Genomic DNA, 12,210 nt, shown 5'->3' on the forward strand with positions numbered 1-12,210 from the left:
TGACGTTGGCCATTTGGCCGCATCGCGCAAATGCGCGTTAGCGTCTATAGTGGGTTACGGTTCGACACAATCGCGACTCGGCGCTTCCCGATCGAACAGGGTAGAATCCCGCCAAACAGATTTGTGACGACCACGCCACACACGCACAACATATTCTCTGACGCAGGCTCCTGCCGCACCTCAATGGCCAATCCCGCAGAATCCCATCCGCAAAACGACTTCATCAATTCCGCGCGAAAGGAACGTAAGCGCGTCGAAATCTACCTCGTCAACGGCATTCGTCTGACCGGGTGTATCGAGTCGTTCGACCAGTATCTGGTGATGCTGCGCACCCCCGTGGGTCTGCAAGGCATCTACAAGCGTGCGATTTCGACGATCCAGCTCGACACGGGCGGATCGCGCCCCGGCGGCGGTCCGCGCGGTCCGCGCACCGGCGGGCGGCCGGGCGGCCGCGAAGGCGGCGGTCACAGCCCGTACGGCTCGCACGGCGGCTCCCGTGAGCCGCGCGAGGGCTACGGCTCGCGCGAACCGCGCGAAGGGTACGGGTCGCGTGAACCGCGTGAAGGCTACGGGTCGCGCGAACCGCGCGAAGGTTACGGTTCCCGTGAGCCGCGCGAAGGTTACGGTACGCCGCGTGAAAACTACGGTGCGCCGCGCGACGCCGGCGACGCGTCGGGCGGCGGATCGCCTTCCGATACGCGCGGCAGCAACGGGCCCGTCATCGTGACGCGCCGCCGCCGGATCGTGCCGGACGGCCAGTAAAAACAAAAAGGGCAAGCCGGTCGGCTTGCCCTTCTCTCTTCAGGACGCTGCGGCGCCACGCGCCGCCGCTGGGTCGGTCAGTGTGCCGCGCTCGGCAAACCGGCGTTGGCCTCGCGCTGCAGCGAACGCACCTGCTGCTGCAACGCGCGCAGTTGCGCCTGAAGCTCCGCCTGCTGCGCCTGCAACGCCGCCGTTTCGTCGCGTACGCTCTTCTGGCGATCGGCCACCGCGGCCTGCTGCTCGCGTGCGATGGAAATATCGGCCTGCAGTCGCCGCGCACGTTCCTGCGCGACTTCGATCTGCCGATCCATCTGCACTTTCTGCGATTCGAGCTTGGCCGCACGCAGCTCGTTGACGGCCAGCCGCTCGGCCTGGCGCGAGAAGTCGCGATAGATCATTTCCGCACGCGCTTCGTCGTAGGTCTTGATCACGCGCCAGAACGCCTTCTGCTGGAACAGCGCGACGAAATATGCGCCGTCTTTCACGTTGAACAGCAGGCTCGAACCGTAGCTGCCGTTGTAGCTCGTGCGCATCTCCGTCAGCGCATGCGCCTGAATCTGACGCTGCAGTTCGTCGACGGTGCTTTGCCCGGTCGTCTCGCCGGCCTGGGCCTGCACCGCCGTCTGCCCCTGCGCATCGACCGAAGGAATCGCAGCCACCGGCGCCGACGCCTGCTGCACCGGCGAGGCCGTATTGCCGGCGAGCCCTTGCGCGTACGCGCCCTGCATGCCTCCTACCGCGGCGAGCAATACGAACGCCCGCCCCAACCCCGTAACATGGCTCTTCAAGTGTTATTCCTCGCGCGAGTTGTTGTAATTCAGTGCGATTTTATCTCATTAATTACTCGCTTTCGCGGGTCTCGGGCTCTTCGTCGAATATCTGGTACTTCCGCATTTTTTCCCACAGCACCTTGCGGCTGATCCCCAGTTGCTGCGCGGTATCCTGGCGCCGCCAGCCGTTCGCGTCGAGCGCGGCAATCACGCGGTTGCGCTCGTTCATGTCCCACTTGCTGCGGTCGACGAACACCTCCGCCGCGCTTTCCGCCGGCACCGGCTGCGCGGCGCTGCGTGCGTGCGCGATCAAGCGCTGCAGCCGCGCGGCGTCCCAACCGCCCGTCTGCCGCACCGTCACGCCGACGCGCTCGGCCAGATTGCGCAGTTCGCGGACGTTGCCGGGGAAATAGCTGTCCGCGACCGCGTCGGCAAGCCAGTACGGCAGATCCGGCAATTCCGCGAGCCGCTCCTCGCCGACCACCTCCGCGACGAACGACTTGAACAGCGCGATCTTGTCGACCGCGCCACGTTCCTCGAGCGACGGAATGTTCAGCTCGATCACCGCGAGCCGGTAATAGAGATCCGCGCGGAACAGCCCTTCCTTCACGAGCTGCGGCAGCTTCTTGTTGCTCGCCGCGACGAGACGGAAATCGACCTTGACGGGCGACGTCGCGCCGACACGCAGCACCGCACCGTCTTCGAGCACGCGCAGCAGCTTCACCTGCTGATAGAGCGGCAGATCGCCGACTTCGTCGAGAAACAGCGTGCCGCCGGCGGCCTGCTCGAAATAGCCTTTATGCGCGACCACCGCGCCGGTGAACGAGCCTTTCGCGTGTCCGAAGAACAGCGATTCGAATAGGCCGTCCGGAATCGCGCCGCAGTTGACCGGCACGAATTCGCCGTGCCGATAGCGCGAATGCTTTTCGTGCAGCAACTGCGCGATGCGCTCCTTGCCGACGCCGGTCTCGCCGTGCAGCAGCACGTTCGTATCGCAATCGGCAAAGGTATCGACTTCGCGCAGCAGCGCCTGCATCGATTCCGAGTGCGCGACGAGCACCGAGGGCTGCAGCGTTTCGGCGGCGTGCGCGCGTAATTGCGTGACGAGCTTGCCGACCATGCCGCGCAGTTCCGCGCACGTGAAGTCGAGCGGGAGGATATGCGAGTACTCGGGCGGATACTGCGACGCGTCGTGATCGCGCGCGGCGCCGACCCAGACGACCGGCATGCCGATGTTGGCTTGCCAGTCGCGCAGGAACGCCGCGCCGCTTTCGATCATCGTCACGCTGATGATCGCGAGCGACGGCCGCAACGCGGCGCGTTCGGGCGAGATCTCCGCGTTGTCGGCGCGGATCACTTCGACGTCGAAGCTCGCCATGCATCGGGCGACGCGGTCGACGATGTCCGCCTTGCCTTCCCAGACGTAGAGGTCGAGTTCTTCGATTGCGGGGGGGGTTCTCATCGGTTTCAACTGCTTCTTTAATTACCTACCGTTTGTGCGACACCGCAAGCCAGCGACATATTGTGCACCGTGGCTACGCCGACCTGAACACCAAGGAGCTGAAGCAACGGTACGAGCAGCTGATCCAGTGCTCCAAGTATCGGATTCAGCGTCGATTGAGTCAGCAGTGCGAGCAGATTCCCGATCAACCCGGTGCTCACACGGATCGGGATCCCGAGCAGCGTCGCGTTGACGACGAGCCCCGCCGAACTTGAAAGTGCTGCGACGGGGCCACTCAACGCGTTCGCCAATACGTGGCCCACTCCGGAGCTCGTGCTCTGATAGTCATCGGAATTACCGCTGATCCCGTCGAAAACCAACGATCCGCCCGTGGACGCCACGCCGGGAACCGAGATCGCCGGAACGGTCGCGTTGAGCGTCGCGATGCCGAGCTTGCCGAGCACGTCGACGTTCACCAGCGTCGCCGTCTTGCTGCACGAGTAGCCGCCCGATACGTCCATCATGCCGTACTTGTTGAGCGGCGCGTCGCCGACGCAAGCGTTCAGCAGTCCGGGGGTGGCAGTGATATACGCGCGGCTGTCCGCGGCGGTCGCGGCGCAACTCGTGGACGTTAGCACCGCGGTCCCGGGCGCGACCTCGAGGTAGACCGGCAACTGGACCTGCGCCGAAATACCGAGGAGGCTCAGTAGATCCCATGTCCCGACGCCGATATTCAGGTAGACCGCGACGTCGGCCGTGTGAGCGGATGTACGCCAGGTGCCGGCCGGTTTCGACGGATCCGTGCCGCCCTCGCCGATCGCGATCGTCGGCGGACGAATGACCTGCACTTGCAGCGTCGCCTGGGCGAGGCCGAGCAGATTGAGTCCCGTATTGACGTTGACGGCCGGGCTTTTCGCATTCGCGTTGGCGATCTCCGCAGCTGTGAACAGCAGATCGAGCAAGCTGACCGATGCGTCGGCCGCCGCCTGCGTATTCGCGATGCCGAGCGACAACAGCCCCGGCGCATTGCTCGCGTCGCCGATCGGAATCTGGCCGCCGGGAAGCGTCAGGTGCGCCAGCGTATCGAGCGCGGCAGAACTCGCCGACGAATAGATGCCGAGGTTTGCCACCGACGTGTTCTTCAACGCCGTCGCCATCACCGATACCAGTTGGTTCAGCGTGAGCTTCGTCGCCAGCAACTGATCGACGGTACCTGCGCCGACTTGCGCCTTCACCAGATCGCCGACTTTCACCCGTGTGCACGCGAGCGCCTGATACGAACCGATATTGAGCGACAGCGACGTATTGAGCAGCGCACCGAGCAATGCATTGACGAGCCCTGTGTTGCGCTGATCGGCTGAAACGCTATTGCCGGCGCAATCCTGATTGCTGCCGAACATCGCAAGCGTCGTGCCGATCGAAAACGTGTCGATATTGCTCGCCTTCGCCGTCGACGCGGCGCTGATCGTGCGGGGCGGGCCGATGAAAAAAAGCGGCACGGTCTTCGTGGCCACTACCCGGACCGCATTCAACTGGTTCGTCGCCGTTCCGAAATAACCGGCGGCCGCACCGTAGTCGCTCACGTCCCAGCGGCCGCATGCAATGCTCATCGAATTGCCCGATGCCTGCGCATCGAATCCGTTCAATGCGGCGCCCCGATATGCAGCCGTCACGACGGCATTCGATCCCGACGCGGTCACGGTCGTATCCGTTTGCGGGCACAAATCGTTCACGCTCTGTACGGCCGCGAGCGCGGTCATGTCCGCCACGCGCTGCAAATCGCGCCGCTGAAAATAGAGATTTCCGACGTCGATCGAGCCCAGCACGATGAGGGCGACAGCAATCCAGATCGCCGCGACGACCGCCACCGAGCCGCGCTGAGCTCTCGAGCCGGCGCGTTGCGACCGGGCAAAACCGTCTTGCCGCCGCGGATCCGAGCGCATCTTCACCTCGCTATTGAGCAGCGCCCGCGCCGAGTGACGACGACATGCCGCTTGAACTCAACGTCGAACCCATCGACTCCGGAATCTTGTGCTTGAACGATTCCAGATACCGCTGATAAACCAGCGACGCGACGTCGCCGAGCAACGGCTGCGTCGGCGCCGCCGCGCGGTTGTCGCGCTGCATCGACAGCCATTCCGTCGTCGAGCGCCCGACGTCCGAAGCGGTCGCCTGCGCACGCGCGACGCCCGAGCCCGCTGCCGTCCACGCGATCGCGCCCGCCAGCGCGATCCGCGCCGCCCACCCGTTCCGCTGCCGCTTGTTGCCGTTCATGTCGTTCCCCGCCTGTCCATTCATTGTGCAAACCGTTGTAGCAGCGGCACGGTCTGGTCGTAACCGAGATTGCTCGCCATCGGCGTGATCGGCTCGGTTGCACCGCGACGCGACACGACCGGCGGCGTCGCGACCGCCCGCTGCTGGGCGCGCACGGCCGCCGCGATCTTCGCGGCGTCGTTCGCGATGTCCTTGCGGATGTCGGGCGACAAGCGCTGCTGATTCATCAGCCGCTGCGCATCCTGCGAACGCCCGGCCGCGAGGAGATAAAGCGCGAGGTTGCTGACGATCTTCGGATTGCGCTGATCCAGCTCGACCGCCTTCATCAGCGGCACGCGCGCACCGACGACATCGCCGTTGCGCAGCTTCGCGTACGCGAGATCCGACAGCAGCGACGCATCGGTCGGCGCAAGATCGGACGCGCGCGTCAGCGCCTGCACCGCACGCTCGAAATCGCCTGCCGCGCCGGCGAGCAGACCGAGCCCGCGATAGCCGCGCGCGGCGAGCGGCGTCTGCAGCAGCTGCGTATACGCGGCCGCGCTCGCGGCCGGCTGATCGGTCATTCGAAGCGCATCCGCACGCAGCAGGATCGTGTCCGGCGAGCCGCCGTACGCCTTCTCGTACGCATCGATATGCGCAAGCGATGCGTAGTACAGTCCCTGCGTCTGCATCCGTTGAATCAATCCCAGATACATCGCCGGCGTATCGGGCACCGCCTGCTTCTGGTCGGCCGCCTGCAGCAGCGCCGCGCGCTCGGTCTGTGCGTTGACGCCGTAGCCGCTGTCCTTCGTCGCGCACGCGCCGAGCAGCAGCGCTGCCGCCGCCGCGCCCGCGCATCGCATCGTCTGGTTGATCCGCTTCATCGTTCTTTCCTTCCGTCCGTCAATGGTGCGGCGACAGCGCGCGCATTACCGCGAGCATCCCGGGCCCGGCCGTCACGATCAGCAGCGCGGGCAACAGCGTCAGCACCATCACGCCGGTCATCTTCACCGTCAATCGACCGATCCGCTCGCGCAGCAGCGCGCGGCGCGTCTCGCGCAGCCGGTCGCCGAATTGCTTCAGCGGCTCCTGCACCGCGCCGCCATGCTTGTCGACCTGAATCATCAAGCGCACGACGGCACGCAAATCCTCGTTGTCGAAGCCGCTCGACAGCCGCTGCAACGACTGCTCGCGCGTGCGTCCCGCCGCGAACTGCCGCTGCGCGATGCCGACTTCCGACGACAGCACGGGCAGCATTCCGCGAAAATCGTTCGTCACGACCTGCAGGCTTTGATCGAGCGACAGCCCGACGCCCTGCAGCAGACGCAGCATGTCGACGAGCAACGGCAATTCGTTGCCGACGCTTTGTCGCCGCGCCGCCGCGCGACGCCGGATGTAAAGCTTCGGCAGCATGAAGCCGACCCCGAACGCCGCGCACATGCCGATCATCCAGTACCCGCCGCTCACACGGCCGCTCGCCACGATCGCGAACAGCAGCGGCAGCCCGACGCCCATCGCAAGCCGCGCGCTCAGAAACAAGCCGCGCGTGCGCGCATCGACGTAGCCGCACTGCTCGAGGAGCCGGCGGTCCTCTTCGGCGACGACGTGCTTGCCGAGCCCTGTGTCGAGCCAGCGCATGCCGGCCGCCGACAGCCGCTCGAGCAAGCGTTCGACACGCTGACTGCGACGCGCATCGGGTTTCGCAGCGGCATCCTCTTCGCCTGCGGGGCGTGTGCGCGCCGCTTCGAGCGCGGCCATCCGCCGGTCGAGCGCATCGTTCAGCGCGCGCTCCGCACGCGAGGTCGCGCTCGCGCGCCGCAACGCAGCGATCCCGAGCAGCAATAGGCCGAATGCGCCGAGTGCGAGCGCCAACGCGCCGATCTGGGTAGCCGTCATTGCATCACCTCAGTCGAGCCATTCGATACAGCCAGATACTGCCGAACAATTGAAGCAGGAACGCGATCACGAGCAGCATTTGCCCGCTCGGGTCGTTCCACATCCCGTGCAGATACTGCGGGTTCGTCATGATCACGAAGCTCGCGATCGCGATCGGCAGCATCACGAGCACGAATGCCGACAGCCGTGTCTCGGCCGACATCGCGGTCAGTTCGCGCTCGGCCTGTTCGAGATCGCGCATGAACACGGCCATGCGTTCGAGCATCACGTCCGCGCGGCCGCCGTATTTGACGGACAACCGCAGCACCGAACCGACGAGCTCGAACTCCTCGGTTCGGTAGATCTTCGCGATATGCAGCATCGCGCGATCGATTTCGACACCGCCGCGCAACATCCGCGACACGTGGTCGAGGCATCCGCGCAGCGGCTCCTCGGTCGTCAGCAACGCGGCCTGGAATGCGGCCGGCACGCTGTTGCCGAGCGTCACGAGCCGCACGATCCCGTCGAGAAACGACGGAATCTGCCGGACGATCTTCAGCCGGCGCCGCTGAATTCGCGACGCGAGCCACACGCCGAACACCGAGATGCCGCAGGCGAGCGCGGCGAGACACGCGAGCGGACCGCCACGGCTGGCGGCGATGGCGGCCAGCGCGACGAGCGCCGCCAGCGCGACGAGCGCCTTGCCGCGCGCATCGGCGATGCCGGCGCGGCTCGCGAGATGGGTCAGATAATCGGCCGCGACCGCGTATCCATGCGACCAGAACGTGCCCGGCGCCGGACCGCCGCGTGCGCCGGCCGGTTGCGGCGTGCCGCGCGGCGCGCCGGATGCTCCTGCCGGGCCGGACGCTGCAGGCCTCGCGGCCGGCGCCGCCGCGCGTGCGCCCGGCTCGAGCCGGCTGTCCATGAAGCGCTTCGCGTCGGTGCGCACGCGATGCGTTTCCGCATATCGCCACAGCATCAGCCCGGACGCGACGCACAGCATCGCGAACGCGAGCACCCAGAGCATCGCGCTATACATTGAAGCCCCCGCCGCGACCGAAGCCGCCGCCTCCAAAGCCGCCGCCGAACCCGCCGGTGTCGCCGAAGCCGCTGTTCGCGAGCGTCTGGCGGAAGCGCGCAAGCTTCGGCGAGTGCGGATGAATGCCGAGCGATTCCCAGTGATCGATCTCCTCGCCTTCCGGCGTCACGCGCGCCTCATAGCGATAGAGCTCCTGCGTCGAGATGATGTTGTCGGACAGCCCGGTCACTTCGGTAATCGAAAGAATCCGGCGTCGCCCGTTCGAGAGGCGCCCGATCTGCACGATGAAATCGATCGCGTTCGCGATCTGCCTGCGCAGGCTCGACTCGGTGCCCTGGAAGCCGGCGAAGCCCGCGAGCATCTCGAGGCGGTACAGGCACTCGCGCGGCGAACTCGCGTGCACGGTGCCCATCGAGCCGTCGTGGCCGGTGTTCATCGCCTGCAGCATTTCGAGCACTTCGCCGCCGCGCACTTCGCCGACGATGATCCGGTCCGGACGCATCCGCAGCGTATTGCGCAGCAGGTCGCGGATCGTCACGACGCCCGTGCCGTCGAAACCGCCGGGCCGGCTCTCGAGCCGCACGACGTGCGGATGGTTCAGCGACAGCTCGGCCGTGTCCTCGATCGTCACGACGCGCTCGATTTCGGGAATGTGGAACGCGAGCGCATTGAGCAGCGACGTCTTGCCCGAACTCGTACCGCCCGACACCAGCACGTTGCAGCGCGCCTCCACCGCGGCTTCGAGCAGCGCACCGATTTCCTCGTTGTAGGTGCCGTTGCCGAGCAGGTCCGCAGGCTTCAGCGGATCCTTGCGGAATTTCCGGATCGAGACGATCGGCCCGTCGATCGACAGCGGCTCGATCACGACGTTGACGCGGCCGCCGTCCGGCAGGCGCGCGTCGACCATCGGATTCGATTCGTCGAGACGGCGGCCGATCGGCGCGAGGATGCGGCGCACGATCCGCAGCAGATGCGCGTTGTCGGTGAAGCGGACCGGCAGCTTCGTCAGGATCCCGTGACGCGAGACATACACGTCCTTGTAGCCGTTGATCAGGATGTCCTCGACGGCCGGGTCGGCGAGCAGATCCTCGATCGGGCCGAAGCCGGCGAGCTCCTTCGTCAGCGCCTCGGCGATCGTGCGCACCTCGTTCTCGTTGAGCGGGATGCGGCGCAGGCGCACGAAGCTGTCGATCTCGAGGTCGACGAACTGGTTGATCGCCTGTCGCGACCAACGGCCGAACTCGGCGCCCAGTTCCTCGATACGCGTCAGCAGATGCTCGTGCGCGGCATTCTTGATGTCGTGAAATTGCTGCGTCTGGGAGAACGGCGCTGCGCCGTCGGCGAATTGAATGTCGTGTGCCATCGCTTACGACCGCTTGGACGAAGGTTGAATGAGACGTTTGAGCGCGGACAGCCGCGGCGCCGCGCGCGACGGACTCGCGCTGCCGGACACGCCGGGCAGCCGCGCGGCGAGCTGTTCGAGCGCGCGCACGTACGGATCGCGCTCGGCTTCGTCGACGATCAGCCGCCCCTGGTTCGCGGCACGCCCGAGCGCGACGCGGCGCGACGGCAGCGTCCCGACGAGCGCAATGCCGAGCCGGTCGGCGATCTGGCCGGGCAGCAGGTCGAGCGCCGGATCGTACTGATTGACGACGAGCCGCAGGCGGTCGGTGTCGACGCCCGCATCGCGCAGCCCGGTCAGCAGATCGGCCGCGGACACGATCGATGCGACGCCCTGGTCGCAGACGAGCCACGCCTCGTCGGCGGACGATGCAATTTGCGTCACGAACTCGCGGTTCGAGAATCCGCCGAGATCGACGACCTGCTGGTCGAAGAACGCGCGAAAACGGTTCAGCAGGCCGATGCACGACGCATACGACACGTCGCGCAAGCCGCCGAGGTCGGGCGGCAGCGTGGTCAGCGCGACGCCGCTGCGGTGGCGCGTGAGCGCGGTGTTGACGAAGGTGCGGTCGATGCGGCGCAGGTTCTGCACGGCATCGACGAAATGGAACTCGCAGCGCGTGTTCAGGAACAGCGCGCCGTCGCCGGCCGGCAGGCCGAGATCGAGCAGCGCGGTTTGACGGCCGGCCGGCACGCCGGCGTCGGGCTTGGCGACCGCGCCGGGCCCGAGCGCGTGTTTCTGCAGCCACACCGCGAGATTCGCCGCGAGCGTGCTGACGCCCATGCCGGCGCGCGCGCCGAGCAGCGCGACGACCTTGCCGTGGCGGCTCGCCGGCTCGCCGACGTTCGCGAGCAGCCCGCGGGTCGTGCGCAGCGCGTCCTCGGCCGACGCCGACACGTCGATGAAATCGCGCACGCCGGCGCGCAGCGCGGCGAGCGTGCTTTCCGGCTGAGCCAGCGAGCCGAGCGCGACGATCGGCAACCCCGGATGCGCGGCGCGCACGGCGGCCGCCGCGACGCTCGCGGCCGCGCTGCCGTCGGAGAAATCGATGAAGACGAGCGCCGGATTGAGTCCCGTGATGCGCTGCGCGAGGACGCCCGGCTCGAGCGACGCGCCCTCGACCGCGCCGGCCGACACGAGCGTATCGGCGAGCCAGCGGACGTGCGATTCTTTCGACGAGGCGCAGACGAAATAGTCGGTCACGGCGGGTTCAGACAATGATTGGGTTCGTGCATTCATCTCGAACAGCCCCGAATACGCAGATCGTCGCGACGCGCCGCAACCTGCAATGTTTCGCGTTCATTTCGAAAATCCCGGTGCGGCATCCGGCGAGGCGGCGCCGCCCAGATACGAGCGCCACACCGGGCCGTCGCGCTGCTCCGACAACTGGCCCGGCGTCGCGGGCAGCGCCGCGCCCTTCGCGATCGGTGCAACGAGATGCGGCGTGACGATGATCAGCAGTTCCTTGTCGTTCTGCTGGTAGTTCAGGTTCTTGAAGAACGTTCCGATGATCGGCAGGTCGCCGAGCAGCGGCACCTTGCTGACGTTCGACATCGTCTGGCGATCGATCAGGCCGCCGATCACGAAGCTTTCGCCGTCGCCGAGCTCGACCGTCGTATCGGCGCGGCGCGTCGTGATGCCCGGCACGGCGACGCCGCTGATCGTCACGCTGTTCACGAAGTCGAGCTGGCTCGATTCGGGCGCCACCTTCAGCGCGATGCGCTGCGGGCTCAGCACGGTCGGCGTCAGCGACAGACCGACACCGTATTGCTTCCACTGGATCGCCGTCGAGCCGAGCCCTTGCGGCGACGGCACCGGAATTTCGCCGCCGGCGAGGAAGCTCGCGCTTTGTCCCGACAGCGCGACGAGCGTCGGCTCGGCGAGCACGCGCGCGAGGTTGTTCGCCTCGAGCAGCGACAGATCCGCGAAGATGCCGCGGCCCGCCGCATTGACGACGAGGTTGAACGCGGACGCCACCGGCGCGCCCAGCGTCGGGAGGTAGCCGGCCGAGCCGGGCCCCGCGCCGCCGTTGTACGACTGAACGCCGCCCGGCGAGAACGAGCCGAACGAAAAGCCGTTGCTCTGCTTGAAGAAATTGAAGCCGACCTGCTTGAGCACCGAGCGGCTGAATTCGACGACGCGCACGTCGACCTGCACGACGTTCTTGCCGGCCAGCGTCGAGCGATCGATCACCGCGCCCTTTCCGCTCACGTTCTTGCCCACCGCGACCGCCCGTTCGTGCGCATCGAGCGACGCCGCCGTGCCGCGCAGCACCGACGTGCCGCCGTACGTGTTCACGCGCGGCGTCGAATCGTCGAGCACCGCGTGCGCGGCCGCGTCGACGACTTCCACGTTCCAGACCGTCGGCTCGTCGCGGCCGCGCTCCCAGAGCATCACGTTCGTCGCGCCCGGCGCTTTCGCGATCACGAGCACGGCCCCGGAACGGCTGCCCTTCATGATCAGCACGTCGGCGATCGCCGGATCGCCGACCGCCACGCGTTGCAGCGCACGGCCCGCCGAGATCTGGCGCTGCGCGCCGACCGCGAGTTCGATCGTGCCGCCCGCACTCGCGAGCGACGCGAAGGTCAGGGTCCAGACGGCAATCGCGAAAGCAATCAGGGTGTTTTTCATTGTGTGGTAGGCCGCCGTGCGGCCATGCTTACTTGTC

At 66.8% G+C, this 12,210-nt stretch carries 11 protein-coding genes; 1 reads left to right on the top strand and 10 read right to left on the bottom strand.

Features of this window, described 5'->3' with window-relative positions:
- Positions 1-183: 183 nt before the first annotated feature.
- Positions 184-762, top strand: coding sequence for an RNA chaperone Hfq (gene hfq, locus BCR55_RS00490; protein WP_006400289.1), 579 nt, complete (start codon positions 184-186; stop codon positions 760-762).
- Positions 763-839: 77 nt separating this feature from the next.
- Here the strand turns inward: hfq and BCR55_RS00495 are convergent, their stop codons facing one another.
- From BCR55_RS00495 to BCR55_RS00540, 10 genes are all read right to left on the bottom strand, one after another.
- The gene (locus BCR55_RS00495; RefSeq protein WP_006404926.1) at positions 840-1,490 is read right to left on the bottom strand and encodes a DUF2968 domain-containing protein; all 651 of its coding nucleotides are present in this window, start codon (positions 1,488-1,490) and stop codon (positions 840-842) included.
- Between the two features lie 112 nt (positions 1,491-1,602).
- Positions 1,603-2,994 carry a sigma 54-interacting transcriptional regulator gene (locus BCR55_RS00500; protein WP_006400291.1) on the bottom strand — a complete coding sequence of 464 codons (1,392 nt, stop codon included), beginning with the start codon at positions 2,992-2,994 and terminating at the stop codon, positions 1,603-1,605.
- 17 nt (positions 2,995-3,011) lie between these two features.
- Positions 3,012-4,916, bottom strand: coding sequence for a TadG family pilus assembly protein (locus BCR55_RS00505; protein ID WP_227747609.1), 1,905 nt, complete (start codon positions 4,914-4,916; stop codon positions 3,012-3,014).
- Positions 4,917-4,926: 10 nt separating this feature from the next.
- Positions 4,927-5,247, bottom strand: coding sequence for a DUF3613 domain-containing protein (locus tag BCR55_RS00510; protein WP_043279511.1), 321 nt, complete (start codon positions 5,245-5,247; stop codon positions 4,927-4,929).
- 20 nt (positions 5,248-5,267) lie between these two features.
- The gene (locus tag BCR55_RS00515; protein ID WP_065494015.1) at positions 5,268-6,110 is read right to left on the bottom strand and encodes a tetratricopeptide repeat protein; all 843 of its coding nucleotides are present in this window, start codon (positions 6,108-6,110) and stop codon (positions 5,268-5,270) included.
- Positions 6,111-6,129: 19 nt separating this feature from the next.
- Positions 6,130-7,122: a type II secretion system F family protein gene (locus BCR55_RS00520; protein ID WP_006400295.1), complete on the bottom strand. Its 993-nt coding sequence runs from the start codon at positions 7,120-7,122 to the stop codon at positions 6,130-6,132.
- 4 nt (positions 7,123-7,126) lie between these two features.
- Positions 7,127-8,140: a type II secretion system F family protein gene (locus BCR55_RS00525; protein WP_006400296.1), complete on the bottom strand. Its 1,014-nt coding sequence runs from the start codon at positions 8,138-8,140 to the stop codon at positions 7,127-7,129.
- The gene (locus BCR55_RS00530) at positions 8,133-9,503 is read right to left on the bottom strand and encodes a CpaF family protein (protein ID WP_006400297.1); all 1,371 of its coding nucleotides are present in this window, start codon (positions 9,501-9,503) and stop codon (positions 8,133-8,135) included. Before BCR55_RS00530 ends, BCR55_RS00525 begins: the two co-directional genes overlap by 8 nt.
- A gap of 3 nt (positions 9,504-9,506) precedes the next feature.
- Complete coding sequence (locus BCR55_RS00535) at positions 9,507-10,781, bottom strand: fimbrial protein (RefSeq protein WP_035488227.1); 1,275 nt, start codon at positions 10,779-10,781, stop codon at positions 9,507-9,509.
- 60 nt (positions 10,782-10,841) lie between these two features.
- Positions 10,842-12,173 carry a type II and III secretion system protein family protein gene (locus BCR55_RS00540; protein WP_006400301.1) on the bottom strand — a complete coding sequence of 444 codons (1,332 nt, stop codon included), beginning with the start codon at positions 12,171-12,173 and terminating at the stop codon, positions 10,842-10,844.
- Positions 12,174-12,210 lie beyond the last annotated feature (37 nt).

This window comes from Burkholderia sp. CCA53 (assembly GCF_001685525.1).
Classification (GTDB): Bacteria; Pseudomonadota; Gammaproteobacteria; order Burkholderiales; family Burkholderiaceae; genus Burkholderia; species Burkholderia multivorans.

Coding starts and splice junctions, on each gene's coding strand:
- hfq (WP_006400289.1), top strand. CDS start 184: ATGGCCAATCCCGCAGAATCCCATCCGCAAAACGACTTCATCAATTCC.
- BCR55_RS00495 (WP_006404926.1), bottom strand. CDS start 1,490: ATGCAGGGCGCGTACGCGCAAGGGCTCGCCGGCAATACGGCCTCGCCG.
- BCR55_RS00500 (WP_006400291.1), bottom strand. CDS start 2,994: ATGAGAACCCCCCCCGCAATCGAAGAACTCGACCTCTACGTCTGGGAA.
- BCR55_RS00505 (WP_227747609.1), bottom strand. CDS start 4,916: ATGCGCTCGGATCCGCGGCGGCAAGACGGTTTTGCCCGGTCGCAACGC.
- BCR55_RS00510 (WP_043279511.1), bottom strand. CDS start 5,247: ATGAACGGCAACAAGCGGCAGCGGAACGGGTGGGCGGCGCGGATCGCG.
- BCR55_RS00515 (WP_065494015.1), bottom strand. CDS start 6,110: ATGAAGCGGATCAACCAGACGATGCGATGCGCGGGCGCGGCGGCGGCA.
- BCR55_RS00520 (WP_006400295.1), bottom strand. CDS start 7,122: ATGACGGCTACCCAGATCGGCGCGTTGGCGCTCGCACTCGGCGCATTC.
- BCR55_RS00525 (WP_006400296.1), bottom strand. CDS start 8,140: ATGTATAGCGCGATGCTCTGGGTGCTCGCGTTCGCGATGCTGTGCGTC.
- BCR55_RS00530 (WP_006400297.1), bottom strand. CDS start 9,503: ATGGCACACGACATTCAATTCGCCGACGGCGCAGCGCCGTTCTCCCAG.
- BCR55_RS00535 (WP_035488227.1), bottom strand. CDS start 10,781: ATGAATGCACGAACCCAATCATTGTCTGAACCCGCCGTGACCGACTAT.
- BCR55_RS00540 (WP_006400301.1), bottom strand. CDS start 12,173: ATGAAAAACACCCTGATTGCTTTCGCGATTGCCGTCTGGACCCTGACC.